Origin of the sequence: Leclercia sp. LSNIH1 (genome assembly GCF_002902985.1) — a bacterium.
Lineage (GTDB): Bacteria > Pseudomonadota > Gammaproteobacteria > Enterobacterales > Enterobacteriaceae > Enterobacter.
Map to the genome: position 1 here is coordinate 2177864 of NZ_CP026167.1, position 21851 is coordinate 2199714.

Annotated in this window: 14 protein-coding genes; 9 read left to right on the forward strand and 5 right to left on the reverse strand. The window is 62.3% G+C overall.

Translation table 11 applies throughout. The annotated features are described in order from the left end of the window. Positions 1–23 precede the first annotated feature (23 nt). The 3 genes from fdhF (at position 24) to C2U54_RS10775 (ending at position 5282) form a co-directional block, all read left to right on the forward strand. The gene (fdhF, locus tag C2U54_RS10745; RefSeq protein WP_103178616.1) at positions 24–2171 is read left to right on the forward strand and encodes a formate dehydrogenase subunit alpha; all 2148 of its coding nucleotides are present in this window, start codon (positions 24–26) and stop codon (positions 2169–2171) included. A 1098-nt stretch (positions 2172–3269) separates the two neighbouring features. Beyond that, entirely contained in the window at positions 3270–3731 is a 462-nt protein-coding gene (locus tag C2U54_RS10760; protein ID WP_103178617.1) for a hypothetical protein, read from the forward strand. A gap of 1089 nt (positions 3732–4820) precedes the next feature. Beyond that, positions 4821–5282 (forward strand): hypothetical protein, encoded by a 462-nt coding sequence (locus C2U54_RS10775; protein ID WP_103178618.1) that lies wholly within the window; start codon positions 4821–4823, stop codon positions 5280–5282. A 443-nt stretch (positions 5283–5725) separates the two neighbouring features. Here C2U54_RS10775 and C2U54_RS10780 read toward each other — a convergent pair whose 3' ends face one another. Beyond that, complete coding sequence (locus C2U54_RS10780) at positions 5726–7966, reverse strand: TonB-dependent siderophore receptor (protein ID WP_103178619.1); 2241 nt, start codon at positions 7964–7966, stop codon at positions 5726–5728. Between the two features lie 254 nt (positions 7967–8220). Here C2U54_RS10780 and fes point away from each other — a divergent pair, with 254 nt between their 5' ends. From fes to entF, 3 genes are read left to right on the forward strand one after another with little or no spacing between them, the layout of a single operon-like run. Continuing rightward, positions 8221–9423: an enterochelin esterase gene (gene fes / locus C2U54_RS10785; RefSeq protein WP_103178620.1), complete on the forward strand. Its 1203-nt coding sequence runs from the start codon at positions 8221–8223 to the stop codon at positions 9421–9423. Positions 9424–9437: 14 nt separating this feature from the next. After that, the gene (locus tag C2U54_RS10790; RefSeq protein WP_103178621.1) at positions 9438–9650 is read left to right on the forward strand and encodes an MbtH family protein; all 213 of its coding nucleotides are present in this window, start codon (positions 9438–9440) and stop codon (positions 9648–9650) included. After that, the gene (gene entF, locus C2U54_RS10795) at positions 9647–13513 is read left to right on the forward strand and encodes an enterobactin non-ribosomal peptide synthetase EntF (protein WP_103178622.1); all 3867 of its coding nucleotides are present in this window, start codon (positions 9647–9649) and stop codon (positions 13511–13513) included. Before C2U54_RS10790 ends, entF begins: the two co-directional genes overlap by 4 nt. Before the next feature lie 96 nt (positions 13514–13609). Here entF and fepC read toward each other — a convergent pair whose 3' ends face one another. From fepC to fepD, 3 genes are read right to left on the reverse strand one after another with little or no spacing between them, the layout of a single operon-like run. Beyond that, positions 13610–14404, reverse strand: a complete 795-nt coding sequence (fepC, locus tag C2U54_RS10800; RefSeq protein ID WP_103178623.1) for an iron-enterobactin ABC transporter ATP-binding protein — start codon at positions 14402–14404, stop codon at positions 13610–13612. Next, positions 14401–15390: an iron-enterobactin ABC transporter permease gene (fepG, locus tag C2U54_RS10805; RefSeq protein ID WP_103178624.1), complete on the reverse strand. Its 990-nt coding sequence runs from the start codon at positions 15388–15390 to the stop codon at positions 14401–14403. The genes fepC and fepG overlap by 4 nt, the downstream gene beginning before the upstream one ends. Then, positions 15390–16394 (reverse strand): Fe(3+)-siderophore ABC transporter permease, encoded by a 1005-nt coding sequence (gene fepD, locus C2U54_RS10810; protein ID WP_103178625.1) that lies wholly within the window; start codon positions 16392–16394, stop codon positions 15390–15392. Before fepD ends, fepG begins: the two co-directional genes overlap by 1 nt. A gap of 111 nt (positions 16395–16505) precedes the next feature. Here fepD and entS point away from each other — a divergent pair, with 111 nt between their 5' ends. Next, complete coding sequence (entS, locus tag C2U54_RS10815) at positions 16506–17741, forward strand: enterobactin transporter EntS (protein ID WP_103178626.1); 1236 nt, start codon at positions 16506–16508, stop codon at positions 17739–17741. A gap of 173 nt (positions 17742–17914) precedes the next feature. Here entS and fepB read toward each other — a convergent pair whose 3' ends face one another. Then, complete coding sequence (fepB, locus tag C2U54_RS10825) at positions 17915–18874, reverse strand: Fe2+-enterobactin ABC transporter substrate-binding protein (RefSeq protein ID WP_103178628.1); 960 nt, start codon at positions 18872–18874, stop codon at positions 17915–17917. Between the two features lie 187 nt (positions 18875–19061). Between fepB and entC the strand changes: the two genes are divergently transcribed. Both entC and entE read left to right on the forward strand, forming a co-directional pair. Further along, positions 19062–20237, forward strand: a complete 1176-nt coding sequence (entC, locus tag C2U54_RS10830; RefSeq protein ID WP_103178629.1) for an isochorismate synthase EntC — start codon at positions 19062–19064, stop codon at positions 20235–20237. A 9-nt stretch (positions 20238–20246) separates the two neighbouring features. After that, entirely contained in the window at positions 20247–21845 is a 1599-nt protein-coding gene (gene entE, locus C2U54_RS10835) for a (2,3-dihydroxybenzoyl)adenylate synthase EntE (protein WP_103178630.1), read from the forward strand. The last annotated feature ends 6 nt before the right edge of the window (positions 21846–21851 follow it).

A 21851-nucleotide genomic window follows, 5' to 3' on the forward strand; every position in this document is an offset into this window, starting at 1 on the left:
ATATTACCAACGGAGTAACACCGATGAAGAAAGTCGTCACGGTTTGCCCCTATTGCGCATCGGGTTGCAAAATCAACCTGGTGGTCAATAACGGCAAAGTCGTCAAGGCTGAAGCAGCACAGGGTAAAACCAACCAGGGCGATCTCTGCCTGAAGGGGTATTACGGCTGGGATTTTATCAACGACACCAAAATTCTCACCCCGCGCCTGAAGACGCCAATGATCCGTCGCCAGCGCGGCGGCAAGCTGGAAGCCGTCTCCTGGGACGAAGCGCTGGACTACGTTGCCAGCAAGCTCAGCGCCATTAAGGCTGAGCACGGCCCGGACGCGATCATGACTACCGGTTCATCCCGCGGTACCGGGAATGAAACCAACTACATTATGCAAAAATTTGCCCGCGCGGCAGTCGGCACCAACAACGTCGACTGCTGCGCGCGCGTCTGACACGGCCCATCGGTTGCAGGTCTGCACCAGTCGGTCGGTAACGGCGCAATGAGCAACTCCATTGTCGGCATTGAAAAAGCGGACATGGTCTTTATTTTTGGCTACAACCCGGCGGATTCGCACCCTATCGTGGCGAACCGCGTGATCAAGGCCAAACGCAACGGGGCGAAGATTATCGTCTGCGATCCGCGCAAAATCGAAACCGCGCGCATCGCCGATATGCACCTGGCCCTGAAAAACGGCTCCAACATCGCGCTGCTGAATGCGATGGGGCATGTGATTATTGAAGAAGAACTCTACGACCGCGCCTTTGTGGCGGCGCGTACCGAGGGCTTCGAAGAGTATCGCAAGATCGTCGAAGGCTATACGCCGGAATCGGTCGAGGCGATCACCGGGGTCAGCGCGGCGGAGATCCGCCAGGCGGCGCGGATGTACGCGGCGGCTGAAAACGCGGCGATCCTCTGGGGCATGGGCGTGACCCAGTTCTACCAGGGCGTGGAAACCGTGCGGTCGCTCACCAGCCTGGCGCTGCTGACCGGCAATCTCGGCAAACCGTATGCAGGGGTGAACCCGGTGCGCGGGCAGAACAACGTGCAGGGCGCGTGTGATATGGGTGCGCTGCCGGATACCTATCCGGGCTATCAGTACATCAATAACCCGGAAAATCGGGCCAAGTTTGCCAAAGCCTGGGGCGTGGATTCACTGCCGGCCCATACCGGGTATCGCATCAGCGAACTGCCTCACCGGGTGGCCCATGGGGAAGTGCGCGCGGCGTACATCATGGGGGAAGATCCGCTCCAGACCGACGCCGAGCTCTCTGCGGTGCGTAAGGCGTTTGAGGGGCTGGAACTGGTCATTGTGCAGGATATCTTTATGACCAAGACCGCCGCTGCCGCGGATGTGATTCTGCCGTCCACCTCCTGGGGGGAGCACGAAGGGGTCTACACCGCCGCCGACCGCGGTTTCCAGCGCTTCTTTAAAGCGGTTGAGCCGAAGTGGGACCTGAAAACGGACTGGCAGATCATCAGCGAAATTGCCACGCGGATGGGCTACCCGATGCACTACAACAACACCCAGGAGATCTGGGATGAGCTGCGTCATCTGTGTCCGGATTTCTATGGCGCCACCTACGAGAAGATGGGCGAGCTGGGCTATATCCAGTGGCCGTGCCGGGACGAGTCCGAGGCCGATCAGGGGACCGATTACCTGTTCGAGAAGGAATTCTCCACCCCGAACGGGCTGGGGCAGCTCTATACCTGCGACTGGGTCGCGCCGATCGACAAGCTGACGGAGGAGTATCCGCTGGTGCTCTCAACCGTGCGTGAAGTGGGGCACTACTCGTGCCGCTCGATGACCGGGAACTGTGCGGCGCTGGCGGCGCTGGCCGATGAACCGGGCTATGCGCAGATCAATACGGCGGACGCCGCGCGTCTGGGTATTGAGGATGAAGCGCTGGTGTGGGTGACGTCGCGTAAAGGCAAAGTCATCACCCGCGCGCAGGTGAGCGATCGTCCGAACAAAGGGGCGGTCTATATGACCTACCAGTGGTGGATTGGGGCTTGTAATGAGCTGGTGACGGAGAACCTGAGCCCGATTACCAAAACGCCGGAGTATAAGTATTGCGCCGTGCGTGTGGAGCCGATTGCTGACCAGCAGGCTGCGGAACAGTATGTGATTGATGAGTATCATAAGCTGAAGAAGCACTTGCGGGAACTGGCGGTAGGGTGAGGGGGCTGTTGTAGGCCCGTGCAAGCGTAGCGCCGCCGGGCGTGGGCAGGGGTGCCTGGGTGGTGGAACATGTGGCGGTGGAGGGGGTTCCGTTCACCATACGTTCCTTGCTTCTCTGTAAACCACGTCACCCGTGAACGTGCCAGGGGGGCTCGCCGCCTCCCCCCTGGCAACCCCGGCTCCCGGCAACGAAAATCGCCGCTTCGCGGTGCCCTCAGCTTATTCCCTCCGGCTATCGGGTCGGGGGCGATCCTACATCCCTGTAGGTCGCCCCCTCTCGGCGCGTCCCTGCGCCTCGCCCCGGCCTGCGGTCAACGCTTCGGCGATTTTCAGCCGGACACGGGCGTCGCTGTGAGTCATTTATTCTTTTTACGATTCTTCAGTGCTGTGATTTTGCTGGTGCAGGTTTTGTGTTTTGTAGGCCCGTGCAAGCGTAGCGCCGCCGGGCGTGGGCAGGGGTGCCTGGGTGGTGGAACATGTGGCGGTGGAGGGGGTTCCGTTCACCATACGTTCCTTGCTTCTCTGTAAACCGCGTCACCCGTGAACGTGCCAGGGGGGCTCGCCGCCTCCCCCCTGGCAACCCCGGCTCCCGGCAACGAAAATCGCCGCTTCGCGGTGCCCTCAGCTTATTCCCTCCAGCTATCGGGTCGGGGGCGATCCTACATCCCTGTAGGTCGCCCCCTCTCGGCGCATCCCTGCGCCTCGCCCCGGCCTGCGGGAAACGCTTCGGCGATTTTCAGCCGGACACGGGCATCGCTGTGAGTCATTTATTATCAATGGGTTTCATTGTTGCTTTGATTTTTTGCGAGGCGGCTTCTGAGAATGGTTTTTGCTGGTTGTCGCTTTAATACCCTCTCGGTATCTTTCTGTTGCGCCTGCAAAATCAGGCGTCGGGATTGACCTCCTGGTATGAGTTACAGGCGACATAGATTAATATGTCGTGCGCACGGCTACACCTCAATGGCGGGCCGGGCGGGGGCGTCGCAAGACGCGCCGGTTTCCTGTAACGCCGGTAAGGTCAACCTCGTCTGGTTCCGCCACCCGTGAGATTGACCTCTCCGATGGCGGATTTAAATACCGTTACAGGAGGCTGCCACTATGGCTACTACCCCAACCCAGGCTCACCCATTATTTACCGTACCGTTCTCGCACAACACGGATTTCACCGTACTGGCGAACCACTGCGAGCGTTTTGCTTACACCCTGCTGGAAACCGACGAACCCGCTGAAAAGCTGGCGCTGTGCGCCCGTCTTTGTGCCTGTCTCGCGCTGTTACAACCTACGCTCAACGAGCCCATTCCGGCGCACCTGGTGGAACATTTCACCCTTAACGATCTGCCTTCCCGTCTGCCCGCATTCGAGCCGGAAAGCGATCAGCTGGGCATCTATTGCCAGACCGTCACGCAGCTTTTAATCAGCAATATCCTGCCGCCGGAGATGGCGCGCGTGATGGAAGGACTGCTGTATGACCTGGTGAGCTTTTACGCCGACACGCTCAACGCCCCACGCTGGCTGCAAACGCCGGATGGGCGCGTGGCGTTTGATGCGTTGATCGATTGAGTTTGTAGGCCCGTGCAAGCGTAGCGCCGCCGGGCGGGGCAGGGGGGGCCTGGGTGGTGGAACTTGTGGCGGTGGAGGGGGTTCCGTTCACCATACGTTCCTTGCTTCTCTGTAAACCACGTCACCCGTGAACGTGCCAGGGGGGCTCGCCGCCTCCCCCCTGGCAACCCCGGCTCCCGGCAACGAAAATCGCCGCTTCGCGGTGCCCTCAGCTTATTCCCTCCGGCTATCGGGTCGGGGGCGATCCTACATCCCTGTAGGTCGCCCCCTCTCGGCGCATCCCTGCGCCTCGCCCCGGCCTGCGGGAAACGCTTCGGCGATTTTCAGCCGGACACGGGCGTCGCTGTGAGTCATTTATTCTTTTTACGATTCTTCAGTGCTGTGATTTTGCTGGTGCAGGTTTTGTGTTTTGTAGGCCCGTGCAAGCGTAGCGCCGCCGGGCGGGGCAGGGGTGCCTGGGTGGTGGAACATGTGGCGGTGGAGGGGGTTCCGTTCACCATACGTTCCTTGCTTCTCTGTAAACCGCGTCACCGGTGAACGTGCCAGGGGGGCTCGCCGCCTCCCCCCTGGCAACCCCGGCTCCCGGCAACGAAAATCGCCGCGTTGCGGTGCCCTCAGCTTATTCCCTTCGGCTTTCGGGTCGGGGGCGATCCTACATCCCTGTAGGTCGCCCCCTCTCGGCGCGTCCCTGCGCCTCGCCCCGGCCTGCGGTCAACGCTTCAGCGATTTTCAGCCGGACAGGGCGTCGCTGTAAGTCTTTTATTCTTATTGAGTTTCATTGTTGCTTTGATTTTTTGCGAGGCGGCTTCCGGGATGGGTTTTTGATGGTTGTCTCCTTAATACCCTCGCGATATCTTCCTGTTGCGCCTGCAAAATCAGGCGTCGGGATTGGAACCCTGACTGACTTTATCGATGACATAAGAGGCCTTATGTCGTACGCTCTGCTGCACTTCAATGGTGGGCTGGCGGGGGCATCGTAAGATGCGCCGGTATCCGATAAAGCCGGTAGTTCCAACCTCGCTCAGTCCACCGCCATGAGATTGGAACCTCTGACGGTGGGTTTAAAACACTTTATCGGAGGCTGCCACTATGGCTACTACCCCAACCCCTGCTCAGGCATTGTTTACCGTACCGTTCTCACATAACACGGATTTCACCGTACTGGCGAACCACTGCGAGCGTTTTGCCTGTACCCTGCTGGAAACCGACGAACCCGCCGAAAAACTGGCGCTGTGCGCCCGTCTTTGTGCCTGTCTCGCGCTGTTACAGCCCACGCTCAACGAGCCCATCCCGGCGCACCTGGTGGAACATTTCACCCTTAACGATCTGCCTTCCCGTCTGCCCGCATTCGAGCCGGAAAGCGATCAGCTGGGCATCTATTGCCAGACCGTCACGCAGCTTTTAATCAGCAATGTCCTGCCGCCGGAGATGGCGCGCGTGATGGAAGGACTGCTGTATGACCTGGTAAGTTTTTACGCCGACACGCTCAACGCCCCACGCTGGCTGCAAACGCCGGATGGGCGGGTGGCGTTTGATGCGTTGATCGACTGAGTTTGTAGGCCGGGCAAACGCAGTGCCGCCCGGCGCAACAATGCCGGGTGGCGGCTTCGCCTTACCCGGCCTACAAAACCAAAAAAATAAAAACCAGCGATGAAGAAATTAAAAAAAACAACGGGCTTACAGCGGCTCCCTGGTCCGGCTGAAAATCGCCGAAGCGTTGACCGCAGGCCGGGGCGAGGCGCAGGGATGCGCCGAGAGGGGGCGACCTACAGGGATGTAGGATCGCCCCCGACCCGAAAGCCGGAGGGAATAAGCTGAGGGCACCGCGAAGCGGCGATTTTCTTGCCGGGAGCCGGGATTGTTAAGGGGGCGGCGATAGCCCCCTTGACACGTTCACGGGTGACGCTGTTAACAGAGAAGCAAGAAACGCAAAGTGAACGGAACCCCCACCGCCGCCGCATATTCCCCCCACGCGATCCCACCCCACCTAACCATCAGAACCGCGTATTCACACTCATAAACCAGGTCCGCCCCGGCTCATTATAGGTATACGCCCCCGCACCATACATATACGCCCCTGTCGTCGCATTCCCCGTCGTCTGGGCATTCCCCGCACGCCACTGGCGTTTATCAAAGACGTTATCCACGCCCCCGGTGAGGCTCACATATTTGGTCACATCCCAGGTCGCGCTCAGGCCGACGATGCTGTACGGGCTCACTTCGTCCAGCTCAGATCCGGTCGCCGGCTGACCTTTGTAGTTGTACTTCTTCGGCTGCTGCTTGCCGTACCAGGTGAAGGTCGACTGCAACGACACATCCTGCTGCACCTGCCAGCTCAGGGTGGAGTTCAGCGTGTACTCCGGAATGATCGACAGACGGTCGCCGGTCTCCTTGTTTTTGCTTTGCAACATATAGGTAATGTTGTTGGTCCAGTTGATGGCGTCGCTGACCGGCACGTTCAGGGTGCCTTCCAGCCCTTCAACTACCGCCTTCGGCACGTTTTCCCACTGATAAATATCGGTGCGGGTTCTCCCGGCAGAGGTCTGGCCGATCGGCGCATAGCCCGCTTCAATCTTGTCGCGGTAGTCGTTGCGGAACCAGGTCACGCCCGCCAGCCAGCCGTCGCGTTTCCACTCCAGGCCAATCTCTTTGTTGATGCTGGTTTCCGCTTTCAGATCTTCGTTACCCAGCATGTAGCAGCCCACGCCGTCGGCACTGGCATAGCAGCCCTGGCCCTTGCTGTAGAGCAGGTAGTTCGGGTTGGTCTGGTAGAGGCTTGGCGCTTTATAGGCGCGGGCGATGCCCATCTTCAGGGTGAAATCATCCCCCAGCCCCTGGGAGAGGTTCAGGGACGGGCTCCAGTTGTTGCCGACAATGGAGTGATGGTCGAAGCGCAGCGCCGGGGTCAGCATGGTGGTGTCGGTCAGCTCCATGTTGTTTTCAGCGAACAGGGAGAAGATTTCCGCGTCGGAGTAGGGACTGCGATTATCGCTCATTCCCGCAATGGCGCCGCCCTGCAGGGCCTGGCCGTTGGAGGACATATCCTTCATCCGCTGCTGATCCCACTCGGCGCCCAGGGTCAGGTTCTGGTTGACGATAAAGTCGATCGGCAGGTTGATCTCACTGTGCAGCATCACGTCGGAGAGGTCGGTGTCGGTGAACTTATCGCTGTTGAACAGCCCCTCCAGACCGCCCGCCAGCCCCTCGCCGAGACGGGAGTTGCGGGTGTGCTCGTACTGCGCCCAGTTATTGGTGGTGATGCCATTATCCCAGCCGCCGGTCCAGGTCAGGGCGAAGTTCTGGCGATAGATCCGGTTGGTCTCTTTGCCATAATTTTTCTTCACCAGCCCGTTGCTGCTGTTGTCGTTGTTGGTGTTCTGGGTATCCCCGGCATAGAGGTTGTTCTGGCGGCTATAGCCCGCTTCGAACTGCAGGGCCTGCATCGGGGCAAACTCCCAGCGCAGCACGCCGTTCACGTCTTTATTCTCCACGCCTTCACGTCCGGCGGGCAGCGTGTCGGCATAGGCGCCGGTACGTTCAGACTGATGGCCCTGGTTGATATCCCAGGCGTCGGCCTGGGTTTTATCCAGGTTGCCATACAGACGGAAGCTGAACGCGTCGCTCAGCGGGCCGCTCAGGCTAAAGTTGGTGCGTTTGGTGGAGCCTTCTTCGTTGTGCTCAGGGGCATTCAGGTAGGTGTTCCAGGAGCCATGCCACTCGTTGCTGACCTTTTTGGTGATGATGTTCACCACGCCGCCCGCCGCGCCGTTACCGTAACGCGCCGCCGCCGGGCCTCGGATCACTTCGATACGCTCGATCATCTCTGGCGGCACCCAGCCGGTGTCGCCGCGGGTGTCACGCTCGCCGCGCCAGCCCAGACGGATGGAGTTGCGGCTGGTCACCGGCTTACCGTCAATCAGGATCAGGGTGTTTTCCGGGCCCATGCCGCGGATATCAATCTGGCGGTTGTTGCCGCGCTGGCCGCTGGTGGAGTTACCGGTCAGGTTAACGCCCGGCATGGTGCGGATGATCTCCGACACATCGCGCGCCGACGGGTTTTTACGGATCTCATCCGCGGTAATGGTGGAGACGCCCGGCGCCTGCAGGTTCTGCTCGGCAGCGGTGATCACCATGGTATCTTCGTGCCCGGCGGTTTCGGCTGCCATCGCAGGCAGTGCCACACCGTAAATTCCCAGATTGACCAGTAAGGTCAGCGAGTGAAGCTTATTATTCATTGTATGTCCTGCTTTTCGATGCCGCATGCCTCATGGCTCCGTCCCGAATGGGTGAGGCGGCGGAAGGAGATCGCCCGCAGTCTGCGAAAACCCCTCGATCCTGAGTCAGTACGCAGCGCAGAGCATGGTTATTAACTGTTCGCGCTTCCCACAGCGCGCCCATACGCTATTGCAAATGCAAATAGTTATCAATAATATTATCGATATTGTTTATCTTTAATCAACAATTCAGAACAAATCATGGGGTTAAATCGGTGACGACGCTGGAAACGGGAAGTGATGCCTGGTGGCAGTCGAAACAGGGACCCGACCGGGTGCGGGAGGGGGATCATTATCGGGTGACGTTCTGCTGGCGCGACCCGCAGGGCACGGAGCAGACCTCGCCGCTAAAAAGGGTGTGGCTCTATATCACCGGCGTGACCGATCATCACCATAACGCCCGCCCCCAGACGCTGGAGCGCATTAATGGCACCGACGTCTGGCAGTGGCAGGGCGAGTTCAGCCCCCACTGGCGCGGCAGCTACTGTTTTATCCCCTCTGAACGCGACGACGACTTTGCGGATGCGGTGTTTGCCTCCGACCCGCCGGACCGCATGGCCCTGCGCGAAGGCTGGCGCAGGCTGCTGCCAAAGGCTATCGCCGATCCGCGCAACCCGCAGCACTGGCGCGGCGGACGCGGCCATCCGGTCTCGGCTCTCGAAATGCCCGAGGCGCCGCTACAGCCTGGCTGGGATCGGCCGGATACCCCGTATCAACCTGCGCAGTGCATCACCTGGCAGAGCGCAAGGCTCGGCAACACCCGCCGGGTATGGATCTTTACCACCGGCGAAGCATCCCCAAACGAACGTCCGCTGGCGGTGCTGCTCGACGGGCAGTTCTGGGCCGAGAGCATGCCGGTCTGGCCCGCGCTGACGGCGCTCACCCTCGATGGTCAGTTGCCGCCTGCGGTCTACGTGCTGATCGACGTCATCGACACCGACCATCGCAGCCGCGAGCTCCCCTGTAATCCCGATTTCTGGCTCGCCGTTCAGGAGGAGCTACTGCCACAGGTGCAGGCGCTGGCGCCGTTCAGCGACCGCGCCGATCGCACCGTGGTTGCCGGGCAGAGCTTTGGCGGTCTCTCGGCGCTCTATGCCGGGCTGCACTGGCCCCAACGCTTTGGCTGCGTGCTCAGCCAGTCGGGGTCGTTCTGGTGGCCGCATCGCGGCGGCAAGCACGACGGCATCATTATCGAACAGCTTAAAAACCAACAGCTGTCGGCCCAGAGCCTGCGCATCGTCCTTGAGGCGGGGCGACGTGAGCCACTGATTTTTCGCGCCTGTCAGGCGCTGTATGCCGAGCTACAGCACACGCAGCAGCCGGTTATCTGGCGTCCGGTGGACGGCGGACATGATGCACTTTGCTGGCGGGGAGGGCTGACGCAGGGGCTGATGACTCTCTGGCAGCCGCTTATTTAATAATGGAGTCTGGTATGGAATTCAGTAACCCCTTCGACGATCCGCAGGGTCTGTTCACCATTGTGCAAAACGCCCAAAATCAGTACAGCCTCTGGCCGCAGCAGTGCGCCTTGCCCGACGGCTGGCACGTGGTGTGTGAGGCGCAGTCGCAGGAAGCCTGTCAGCAGTGGCTGGCGGCCCACTGGCAAACCCTGATCCCGGCCCATTTTGCACAGGTGACTCCATGAGCGTTAAACATCCTCTCGTGGCGGCCCAGCCGGGGATCTGGATGGCGGAACAGCTCTCCGACCTGCCCAACGCCTGGAGCGTGGCCCACTACGTCGAGCTGACCGGCCCGGTGGATGCGCCATTGCTGGCGAAAGCGGTGGTGGCGGGCATGATGCAGGCCGATACCCTGCGCATGCGGTTTACCGAGGATAACGGCGAGATCGGGCAGTGGGTGGATGAGAGTGCTACCCTGCCGGAACCGCAGATTATCGACCTGCGCCATCACGCCGACCCGCATGCCGCCGCGTTGGCAACCCTGCAGGCCGACCTCAACCAGAATCTGCGCGTCGACAGCGGCCAGCCGCTGGCCTTCCACCTGCTGCTTCAGGTGGCAGATAACCGCTGGTACTGGTATCAGCGCTATCACCATTTAGTGGTGGATGGCTTCAGTTTCCCCGCTATTACCCGGCAGATCGCCGCCATTTACCGCGCCTGGTCTAAGGGGGAAGCCACGCCGGAATCGCCATTTACCCCCTTTGCGGAGGTGGTGGAGGAGTATCAGCGCTACCAGCAGAGCGACGCATACGCCCGCGACGGCGCCTTCTGGGCGGAGCAGCGTAAGCAGCTGCCGCCGCCGGTGTCGCTCTCCAGCGCGCCGCTGCCGGGGCGCGCCGCCACAACCGATATTTTGCGCCTGAAGCTGACCGCCGATCGCCAGGCCTTCAGCCAGCTGGCGAATAAGAGCCAGAGCCAGCGCACCGACCTTGCCCTGGCGCTGGTGGCCCTCTGGCTCGCCCGCCTGACCGGACGGATGAGCTACGCCGCCGGGTTTATCTTTATGCGCCGGATGGGCTCCGCGGCGCTGACCGCCACCGGCCCGGTGCTGAACGTGCTGCCCCTGGCGGTGAACATCAACCCGCAGGAGACGCTGCCCGAGCTGGCCCAGCGCCTGGCCGGGCAGATGAAAAAGATGCGCCGTCACCAGCGTTACGACGCCGAGCAGATTGTCCGCGACAGCGGGCGTGCCGCCAGCGACGAGGCGCTGTTTGGCCCGGTGTTTAACGTCAAGGTCTTCGACTATCAGCTGGATATCGATGGCGTGCAGGCGGTGACCCATACCCTCGCCACCGGCCCGGTCAACGATCTGGAGATGGCGCTCTTCCCGGACGAGCAGGGCGGCCTGAGCATTGAGATCCTCGCCAATAAACAGCGTTACGACGAGGCCACCCTGCTGCGCCACGTCGAGCGCCTGCCCGGGCTGTTGGCGCAGTTTGCCGCCAACAGCGACCTGCGCTGCGGCGAGGCCGAAACGGTCTCCGACGTTGAATATCAGCAGCTGGAAAATATTAACCAGACCGCGGTTCCGCTGCCGCGCACCACCCTGAGCGGGCTGGTGGCGGAGCAGGCGGCGAAAACCCCGGACGCCCCGGCGCTGGCCGATGCGCAATACGAGCTGACCTACCGCCAGATGCGCGAGCAGGTGGTGGCCCTGGCGCATCTCCTGCGCGAGCGCGGGGTGAAGCCCGGCGACAGCGTGGCGGTGGCGCTCCCGCGCTCGGTGTTCCTGACCCTGGCCCTGCATGCCATTGTCGAAGTGGGGGCCGCGTGGCTGCCGCTGGACACCGGCTATCCCGACGATCGCCTGCAGATGATGATCGAGGATGCGCAACCCTCGCTGCTGATCACTACCGACGACCAGCGCCCGCGCTTTGACCATCTGCCGGTGGCGACTTTTAGTTACAACATACTATTGTCTGCGGCCGATGCCAGACCTCTGCACCTGAGCAGGCCGGAACAGACCGCCTATATCATCTTTACCTCCGGCTCAACAGGACGACCGAAAGGGGTGATGGTCGGCCAGACCGCCATCGTCAACCGCCTGCTGTGGATGCAAAACCACTACCCGCTCACCGCCGCGGATGTGGTGGCGCAAAAAACGCCGTGCAGCTTTGACGTCTCGGTATGGGAGTTCTGGTGGCCGTTTATCGCCGGGGCGAAGCTGGTGATGGCCGAGCCGGAGGCGCACCGCGATCCGCTGGCGATGCAGGAATTCTTCGGGAAATATGGCGTCACCACCACCCACTTTGTGCCGTCGATGCTGGCGGCGTTTGTCGCGTCGCTGACCCCGGAAAATGTTGCCTGCTGCGCCAGCCTGAAGCAGGTGTTCTGTAGCGGCGAAGCCCTGCCCACCGCCCTGTGCCGGGAGTGGGAGCAGCTCACCCAGGTGCCGCTGCATAATCTGTATGGCCCCACCGAAGCGGCGGTGGATGTCAGCTGGTATCCGGCGTATGGCCCGGAGCTGGCGGCAGTAGAAGGTAACAGCGTGCCGATTGGCTTCCCGGTGTGGAATACCGGCCTGCGCATTCTGGATGGGATGATGCGCCCGGTGCCGTTCGGCGTGGCGGGGGATCTGTACCTCACCGGCATTCAGCTGGCGCAGGGCTACCTGGGCCGCCCGGATCTGACCGCCAGCCGCTTTATCGCCGCTCCCTTTGCCCCCGGCGAGCGCATGTACCGCACCGGGGACGTGGCCCGCTGGCTGGATAACGGCGCGGTGGAGTATCTGGGCCGCAGCGACGATCAGCTGAAAATTCGCGGCCAGCGCATCGAGCTGGGTGAAATCGACCGGGCCATGCTGACCCTGCCGGACGTGGCCCAGGCGGTGACCCACGCCTGCGTCATCAACCAGGCGGCAGATACCGGCGGCGATGCCCGGCAACTGGTGGGCTACGTGGTTTCGGAATCCGGCCTGCCGCTGGATCGCGATGCGCTTTTAACGGCGCTGAAAGCCCAACTGCCGCCGCACATGGTGCCGGTAGTGTTACTGCAACTCAGTGACCTGCCGCTGAGCGCCAACGGCAAGCTGGATCGTAAGGCGCTGCCGCTGCCGGAACTGACGGTTAAAGCCCAGGGGCGCCCGCCACAAACCGACGCCGAATGGACCATTGCCGCGGCGTTTTCCGCCCTGCTGGGGTGTGAGGTTAACGATATCGAGGCGGATTTCTTTGCCCTCGGCGGCCACTCGCTGCTGGCGATGCGCCTTGCCGCCAGCCTCAGCCGCCACTTTGCCCGTCAGGTAACCCCCGGCCAGGTGATGGTGGCCCCGACGGTGGGCAAGCTGAGTGCGCTACTGGCATCCGACATCAGCGACGAGCAGGCTCAGCGTCTGGGCTACGAGACGATATTGCCTCTGCGCGAAAGCCACGGCCCGACGCTGTTCTGCTTCCATCCGGCCTCCGGTTTTGCCTGGCAGTTCAGCGTCCTGGCCCGCTACCTGAGCCCGCGCTGGTCGATCATTGGCATTCAGTCGCCGCGCCCGGGGCCGATGCAAAACGGCGCTACCCTGGACGAGGTGATCGAGCACCATCTGGCGACGCTCCGGACTCAACAGCCGCGCGGGCCTTATTATCTGTTCGGCTATTCGCTGGGTGGCACCCTGGCTCAGGGGATCGCCGCTCGCCTGCGCGCGCAGGGAGAAGAGGTGGCGTTCCTCGGCCTGCTCGACACCTGGCCGCCGGAGACGCAAAACTGGTCCGAAAAAGAGGCCAACGGCCTGGATCCCGAAGTTTTAGCGGAGATTGAACGTGAGCGACAGGCGTTCCTCGCCGCCCAGCAGGGGCAGGCATCCGGGGAATTGTTCAGCATGATCGAGGGCAATTACGCCGATGCGGTGCGCCTGCTGACCACGGCGCACAGCTCAACCTTTGACGGCAAAGCGACGCTGTTTGTTGCGGAACGCACGCGAACGATGGAGCCCCACAAGGCCTGGGCGCCGTGGGTAGGGGAGTTGGAGGTCTACCATCAGGATTGCGCCCATGTGGAGATCATCTCCCCGCAGGCGTTTGAGCACATCGGTCCGGTGTTGAAGGAAATATTGGGGTAGCCACAATGCCCGGCGGCGCTGCGCTTGCCGGGCCTACGGTTCGTGCCATAAGGGTTTTTTAGGCCGGGTAAGGCGTAGCCGCCACCCGGCGTTTTTCTACCGCCGTCCCAGCGGCACCACCAGCGGCGTGCCCGCCACCGGGTCGTCGATGATCATGCAGCGCATCCCGTAGATCCGCTCGATCAGATCCGGGGTGACGATCGCTTTCGGTGCCCCCTCCGCCACAATCTTGCCGTCGCGCAGGGCAATCAGATGGGTGGCATAGCGGCAGGCCTGGTTCAGATCGTGCAGCACCGCCGCCAGGGTAAAGCCCTGGGTGCGGTTGAGGTCGCTCAGCAGCTCCAGCAGATCGATCTGATGGCTGATATCCAGCCAGGTGGTCGGCTCATCCAGCAGCATGATCGACGTCTCCTGGGCCAGCACCATCGCAATCCACGCCCGCTGGCGCTGCCCGCCGGAGAGGGTATCCACGCTCTGCGCCGCCAGGTCGGTAATACCGGTGGCCTGCATCGCTTTGGTTACCGCCGCCTCATCCTCTTTACGCCAGCGGGTAAACAGCGGCTGGTGCGGATAGCGCCCGCGCGCCACCAGCTCCTGGACGGTAATATCCCCCGGCGTGGTGGCGTTTTGCGCCAGCAACCCGACCCGGCGCGCCACCTCTTTGCTGGCAAAGCGCTGGATCTGCTCCCCATCGAGATAAACGCTGCCGTGCAGCGGGGTCATCAGGCGGCTCAGGGTGCGCAACAGGGTCGATTTTCCGCAGCCGTTGGGGCCGATAATGGCGGTAAAGTGGCCGTCGGGGATCGCCACCTGCAGATCCTCGGCCACGATTTTCTTACCGTAGCCAAGGGTCAGATTGTCGCCGCGCAAGCGGGTCAGATTGGCACTCATTTCTTGCGGGACTCCTGAACAAGCAAGACGATGAGGTAGATGCCGCCCAGGCTGACGGTCACCACCCCCACCGGAAGTTGATAGGGCATAAACAGCCGCCGGGCGCAGAGATCCGCCGCCAGCAGCAAGAGCGATCCGCACAGCGCCGACTGGGTTAACCCCCAGCGGGCGGTACCGCTCAGGCGGCGGGCGATGTGCGGCGCCACCAGCGCAATAAAGGAGATCGGCCCGGCGATAGCGGTGGCCGCGGCGGTTAATACCACCGCCACCAGCATCAGCATCAGGCGCGAACGCTCGACGCTCACCCCCAGCGCACAGGCGCTGTCATCGCCCATCTCCAGCAGCCGCATGCGCTTCACCAGCACCAGGGCGCAAACAAACATCAGCAGGATCAGTGGGGCGGCGGGCAGGGTTTTGGCCCACGTCAGGCCGTTAAGCGACCCGGCGAACCACAGCCCGGCAGAGAGCGAGGTCTCCAGCGATGCCTGCAGCAGCAGCCAGGTATTAAAGGCCATCAGCATGGCGCGCATGCCGATGCCGATGATGATCAGGCGGAAGGTCTCGATCCCGTCGCGCCAGGCAAGCGCCCAGACGATCAGCGAAGTGAGAATACCCCCCGCCATGGCCGCAAGCGTAATGGCCGTCAGGTGCTGACCAAACAGCACCATCGCCACCAGCACGCCGCTCCAGGCGCCGGTGTTAAAGCCCATCACGTCCGGGCTGCCCAGCGGGTTACGCATCAGCGACTGGAAAATCGCACCGCTGATCCCCAGCGCTGCGCCGACCAGCAGGGCCATCATCACCCTTGGCAGTCGCCATTCCGTCACCACCATGGTGATATTGCGCGGCGCGCTGCCGGTGAGGGCGTTAAAGACCTGACTCATATCAAGCGTCACCGCGCCGCTTTGCAGGCTGACGATCGCCACGGCGAGACTCACCAGCACCAGCAGCAGGCAGCTGAATACTAAACGACGGGAAGGGGCCATCACACTCCACCTCCGCGCTTGCGACGCACCAGGAAGATCAGCACCGGCGCGCCGATAAAGGCGCTGACCACGGATACCCGCAGCTCGCCCGGTACCAGAAGGCGACCGAGGATATCGGCAAACAGCAGCAGGGCAGGGGTGGCAAGCAGCGTTACCGGCAAGGACCAGCGGTGATCGGCCCCCACCAGCCAGCGGGCCATGTGCGGCATCATCAGGCCGATAAAGGCGATGGGGCCCACCACCGCCGTGGCGCTTCCGCACAATACGGTGATGGTCAGTAATCCCAGAAGCTGAGTGCGCGCCACCCGGCTGCCGAGCGCGGTAGCGGTGTCGCTCCCGAGGCTCAGGCTGTTGAGCGCCCGGCTTAACAGCAGCGCCACGGCGGCGGCGATCAGTACCGGCACGCTCACCACCTGCAACGTTTGCAGGGTGCGGATATCCAGAGAGCCCGCCTGCCAGAAGCGCAGCTGGTCGTAAACGTCCGGGTTGAGCAGGGCGATGCCGTTGGAGAGCCCCTCCAGCACCGCGCCGAGGGCCACGCCCGCGAGCGTCAGGCGCACCGGGCTGAGCTGGCCGCCGCCCTGGCTGCCGGTAAAGGCCACCAGCAGGGAGGCGGCAAAGGCGCCGCACAGCGCCATCACCAGCTGTTCGCCGGGAGAGGAAAAGCCAAACAGCGCCGCGCCCAGCACGATGGCGAAGCTCGCTCCGGCGTTAACGCCGAGAATACCGGGGTCAGCCAGCGGGTTGCGGGTCAGGGTCTGCATCAACGCCCCGGCGAGACCGAGGGCAGCACCGGCCAGCAGGCCGGCCAGGGTGCGCGGCAGGCGGGCATCCCGCACGATGGTGCAGTCGGCGCTTTGACAGGTGGCGGAGAGGGCATCCACCACCACCGAAAAGGGCAGCGGTTTGGCACCCACCAACAGGCTGAGGGCAATCGCCAGCGTGAGCAGTAACAGTAAGCCGGGCACGGCAACGGCGCGTGACGCGGAAAGGGAGTACGACATAGCTACGTCCATGATTTGATAATGATAGTAATTATCGTTATCTATCTTATTTAGCTATGTTAGCATGTGCGGCCATGGAATTGGTACAAAAGAAACCATTAAGGCTTTGTAATGACCCGACAATCCTGGCTGCTCAATCTGAGTTTGCTGAAGACCCATCCGGCGTTTCGTGCTGTTTTTATTGCCCGTTTTATCTCTATTTTATCCCTTGGCCTGCTCGGCGTGGCCGTCCCGGTACAAATCCAGATGATGACCCACTCCAGCTGGCTGGTGGGGCTCTCCGTTACCCTCACCGGCGGGGCGATGTTTATCGGCCTGATGGTGGGCGGAGTGCTGGCGGATCGCTACGAGCGTAAGAAGCTGATTCTGCTGGCCCGCGGCACCTGCGGGGTGGGCTTTGTCGGCCTCTGTCTGAACGCGCTGCTGCCGGAGCCGTCATTAATTGCCATCTATGCCCTCGGTCTGTGGGATGGCTTTTTTGCATCATTAGGGGTGACGGCGTTGCTGGCGGCGACACCTGCGCTGGTGGGGCGTGAGAACCTGATGCAGGCGGGAGCCATCACCATGCTCACCGTGCGTCTGGGATCGGTGATCTCGCCGATGGTCGGCGGCCTGCTGCTCGGCACCGGGAACGTGGCCTGGAACTACGGCCTGGCGGCGGCGGGCACCTTTATCACCACCTTAACCCTGCTGCGGTTGCCGCTGCTGCCGCCTCCGCCCCAGCCGCGCGAGCATCCGCTTAAGTCGCTGCTGGCGGCGATCCGCTTTCTATTCAGCAATCCGCTGATCGGTGGCATCGCCCTGCTGGGCGGGCTGTTGACGATGGCGAGCGCGGTGCGGGTGCTCTATCCGGCGCTGGCGATTGCGTGGCAGATGAGCGTGTCGCAGATTGGCCTGCTCTATGCCGCCATCCCGCTGGGTGCAGCCTTTGGCGCCCTCACCAGCGGCAATCTGGCGCAGAGTGCCCGTCCGGGGCTGATTATGCTGCTGGCGACCCTGGCCTCGTTTATCGCCATCGGCTTCTTCAGCCTGATGCCGGTCTGGGGGCTGGGGGTGATCTGCCTGGCGCTGTTTGGCTGGCTGAGCGCGGTGAGTTCGCTGCTGCAATACACCCTGATCCAGACTCAGACCCCGGAGGCGATGCTCGGACGGATCAACGGCTTGTGGACGGCGCAAAACGTCACCGGCGATGCGATTGGTGCCGCCATTCTCGGCGGGCTGGGGGCGATCATGACCCCGGTAGCGGCGGCGAGCAGCAGCGGGTTTGTGCTGGCGATAGTGGGGGCGATATTGCTGGTGGTGCTGGCGGAGCTACGCCGGTTCCGGCAGGAGATTGCCACGGTTTAACGCGGTGGAATGTGCCGGGTGGCGGCTACGCCTTACCCGGCCTACAAAACCTACACCGGCACGAACCGTAGGCCCGGTAAGCGCAGCGCCACCGGGCATCAGGCCGCACGGTACAACCCCCCCCGAACCGTAGGCCCGGTAAGCGCAGCGCCACCGGGCATCAACATGCACGACTATTTAAATAAGGCCTCTAACCGCTCCAGCACCCGAGTGGCGCTGAAATAATCCAGACGGAAGGTCTCCGTCCCCAGCGCCCAGACGCGTTTGTTCTGCACCGCCGGCAGATGGGCCAGCAGGGGGTTGGCGTAGATCGCCTCCACATCCTTCCCATCCCCGGCAAACAGGAACAGCCCTTCGCCGTTCAGTCCGGCGGCCAGGTTTTCACCCCCTAACTGCACAATATCGTGGCGCTTGCCCTGGCTCTGGGACGGATTCAACCCGGCGGGCAGGGGGGCAAGAGAGAAGCCGAGCTGTTGCAGCAGCTTGCCCTGCGCCGATTCGGTGGTCCAGAGGTTGGCGCTGTGGGCGGCAGCGGTGTAGACGATGGCATTCACCGGCTGCGGCGGCAGCTTCATCTGCTGCTTCACCCGGGCGAGCTGCTTATCAAATTCCGCAATCCGCGCCGCGGCCTGCTGCTCCTGGCCAGTAATCGTGCCCAACTGGGTCAGCAGCGCCTGCCAGCTTTTATCGTCGTAATTGATGATAAGCGTCGGGGCGATGGCGGAGAGCTGATCGTAGAGCGCGACGGCGGAATCGCCCCCGGTGGCGCTAATGAGGATCAGATCCGGCATCTGGGCGGCCACCGCTTCTGCGCTCGGCTCGCCGATGTAGAGCCGCGCCAGCTTACGCTCTTTCGCGATCTCTCCCCACTGGCGCAGGAAACCCTGATCGTCCGCCACCCGGTTATTCGGGGTGGTGGCGCCGCTGGCAACCACCGGGGCGTCAATGGCCAGCAGGGAGCCGGTGAGGGTCACGCTGGTGGAGACAATCCGCGTCGGTTTGCTCTCAAGGGTGTGCGTTCCGCGGCTGTCCGTCACCTGACGCGGCCAGTCGGCGGCGACGGCTGAGGTTAATCCTGAAAATAAAAGGCTGATAAAAAGCAGGGTGTTACGGCAATAGGCGCGCAGTTTCACTAAGGGGCATCCTGTTTTTGTTGAAGTTAATGCTTCTCATTTTCATGAATGAGCCGAAGGGATGCAAGCGATAGTCGCACAAGTTACACGCTGGGCTGTTGACACCATTGCGCTCTGGGATTAGGTTAGCCAGCGAAAATATAAATGATAATAATTCTTACTGCTTTTATCATTTCAGGAGGATGATATGGATACGTCACTGGCTGAGGATGTTCAGCACACCGCGACCCGGCTGCAAAAAGAGAGCTTCTTCTTTATGTCGCCCTATCGCAGTTTTACCACCTCTGGCTGCTTTGCCCGTTTTTCCACTCCCGCCGTTGGCGGCGACGATCCGGCAAGCCCATTCCAGCAGCAGCTGAAACAGGCCTTTGCCAATGCTAAAGCCGCTGGCATCAGCAACCCGGTGATGGTAGGGGCTATCCCCTTTGATACCCGCCAGCCGTCATCGCTGTTTATCCCGGAGCTGTGGCAATCATTTGCCCGCCCGGCGCGTCAGCAGGCTGCCCGCTATGCCGCCCGAACCTCACCGCTGACGGTCAAATCCCGCACCGAGATCCCGGCCCAGTTAGCCTTTGAAGAGATGGTGGCCCGCGCCGCCGTTTTGACCGCCACTCCGCGCGTCAACAAGGTAGTGCTGTCGCGCCTGATCGATATCGCAACCGAAGAGAAACTCGACAGCGGCGCGCTGCTGGAAAAACTGATCGCCCAGAACCCGGCCAGCTTTAATTTCCACGTCCCGCTGGAGGATGGCGGGGTGCTGCTCGGCGCCAGCCCGGAGCTGCTGCTGCGTAAAGAGGGGGCGCACTTCAGCTCCCTGCCGCTGGCCGGTTCCGCGCGTCGTCAACCGGATGACATGCTCGATCGCGAGGCGGGCAACAAGCTGCTGGCCTCGGAAAAAGATCGCCACGAACATGAGCTGGTCACCCAGGCGATGAAGGCGGTGCTGGCTCCGCGTAGCCATCGGCTGACCATGCCCGCCTCGCCGCAGCTCATCACCACCCCGACCCTGTGGCACCTCGCCACCCCGGTGGAAGGCGAAGCGCGTGAAGATGAGAACGCCCTGACCCTGGCCTGCCTGCTGCACCCGACCCCGGCATTGAGCGGCTTCCCGCACCAGGCGGCGAAGGAGCTGATTGCCGAGCTGGAGCCGTTTGACCGCGAGCTGTTCGGCGGCATCGTCGGCTGGTGCGACAGCGAAGGCAACGGCGAGTGGGTGGTGACCATCCGCTGCGCGCGTATTCAGGCCAACAGCGTACGTCTGTTTGCCGGTGCCGGGATTGTTCCGGCCTCTTCCCCGGTGGCCGAATGGCGTGAAACCGGCGTGAAGCTGACCACCATGCTCAACGTTTTTGGTTTGCATTAAGGATTAATCATGACCCTTCCCTTTACCCGCTGGCCCGACGAATTTGCCCGCCGCTATCGTGAAAAAGGTTACTGGCAGGATCTGCCCCTGACGGACATTCTCACCCGCCACGGCGACAGCGACGCGTGGGCGTTAGTCGACGGCGAACGCCGCATCACGTACCGCCAGTTCCAGCAGTCCGTCAATAACCTGGCGTCTGCGTTGCAGGCGCAGGGCGTTCAGCGGGGCGAAACCGCCCTGGTGCAGCTGGGCAACGTCGCCGAGTTCTACATCACCTTTTTCGCCCTGTTGCAGGTGGGCGTGGCCCCGGTTAATGCCCTCTTCAGCCATCAGCGCAGCGAGCTGAACGCCTACGCCAGCCAGATTGAACCCGCGCTGCTGATTGCCGATCGCGCTCACGGTCTCTTTGCTGGCGACGACTTCCTCAACACCTTTATGGAACAGCACCGTTCCGTGCGCACGGTGCTGCTGCGTGGAGACGGGCTGGAGGCAGCGATTGCCCGCCCGGCGGAACATTTTATCGCCACTCCGACCCCGGCGGACGAAGTGGCGTTCTTCCAGCTTTCCGGCGGCAGCACCGGCACGCCGAAGCTGATCCCGCGCACCCACAACGACTATTACTACAGCATTCGTCGCAGCAACGAGATCTGCGGCATTACCGCGGATACCCGTTACCTGAACGCACTCCCGGCGGCGCATAACTTCGCGATGAGTTCCCCCGGCTCGCTGGGAGTCTTTATGGCCGGGGGCTGCGTGGTGCTGGCGAACGATCCGAGCGCCACGCTCTGTTTCCCGCTAATCGAACAACATCAGATCACCGTCACCTCGCTGGTGCCGCCTGCGGTCAGCCTGTGGTTACAGGCTATCAGCGAGGGGGCGGGCAATGCGCAGCTGGCATCCCTGCAACTGTTGCAGGTAGGCGGGGCGCGCCTTTCCGCCACCCTGGCCGCCCGTATTCCGGCTGAGATCGGCTGTCAGCTCCAGCAGGTGTTTGGCATGGCCGAAGGGCTGGTGAACTACACCGCGCTGGATGATACGCCGGAGCGCATCATCAATACCCAGGGCCGCCCGATGTGCCCGGATGATGAAGTGTGGGTGGCCGACGAGCACGGTAATCCGCTGCCGCGCGGCGAGGTGGGGCGCCTGATGACCCGCGGGCCGTACACCTTCCGCGGCTACTACAAGAGCCCGGAGCACAACGCCAGCGCCTTCGATGAGAACGGCTTTTACTGCTCCGGGGATCTGATCGCCATTGACGAGCAGGGCTACATCACCGTGCAGGGGCGTGAGAAAGATCAGATTAACCGCGGCGGTGAAAAAATTGCCGCCGAAGAGGTGGAAAACCTGCTCCTGCGCCACGAGGCGGTGATCCACGCCGCGCTGGTCAGCATGGAAGACAGCCTGCTGGGCGAGAAGAGCTGCGCGTATCTGGTGGTGAAACAGCCCCTGCGAGCGGTGGAGGTGCGCCGCTTCCTGCGCGAGCAGGGCGTCGCCGAATTTAAGCTGCCGGATCGCGTCGAGTGCCTGGAGGCACTGCCGCTGACGCCGGTAGGGAAAGTGGATAAAAAACAATTACGCCTGTGGCTGGTCGAACGGGCCCGGGGCTGAGGAGCA

What these genes read in the sequence shown, in the direction of transcription:
- C2U54_RS10760 (WP_103178617.1), top strand. Translation starts at nt 3,270, where the DNA reads ATGGCTACTACCCCAACCCAGGCTCACCCATTATTTACCGTACCGTTC.
- C2U54_RS10775 (WP_103178618.1), top strand. Translation starts at nt 4,821, where the DNA reads ATGGCTACTACCCCAACCCCTGCTCAGGCATTGTTTACCGTACCGTTC.
- C2U54_RS10780 (WP_103178619.1), bottom strand. Translation starts at nt 7,966, where the DNA reads ATGAATAATAAGCTTCACTCGCTGACCTTACTGGTCAATCTGGGAATT.
- C2U54_RS10790 (WP_103178621.1), top strand. Translation starts at nt 9,438, where the DNA reads ATGGAATTCAGTAACCCCTTCGACGATCCGCAGGGTCTGTTCACCATT.
- entF (WP_103178622.1), top strand. Translation starts at nt 9,647, where the DNA reads ATGAGCGTTAAACATCCTCTCGTGGCGGCCCAGCCGGGGATCTGGATG.
- fepC (WP_103178623.1), bottom strand. Translation starts at nt 14,404, where the DNA reads ATGAGTGCCAATCTGACCCGCTTGCGCGGCGACAATCTGACCCTTGGC.
- fepG (WP_103178624.1), bottom strand. Translation starts at nt 15,390, where the DNA reads ATGGCCCCTTCCCGTCGTTTAGTATTCAGCTGCCTGCTGCTGGTGCTG.
- fepD (WP_103178625.1), bottom strand. Translation starts at nt 16,394, where the DNA reads ATGTCGTACTCCCTTTCCGCGTCACGCGCCGTTGCCGTGCCCGGCTTA.
- entS (WP_103178626.1), top strand. Translation starts at nt 16,506, where the DNA reads ATGACCCGACAATCCTGGCTGCTCAATCTGAGTTTGCTGAAGACCCAT.
- entC (WP_103178629.1), top strand. Translation starts at nt 19,062, where the DNA reads ATGGATACGTCACTGGCTGAGGATGTTCAGCACACCGCGACCCGGCTG.
- entE (WP_103178630.1), top strand. Translation starts at nt 20,247, where the DNA reads ATGACCCTTCCCTTTACCCGCTGGCCCGACGAATTTGCCCGCCGCTAT.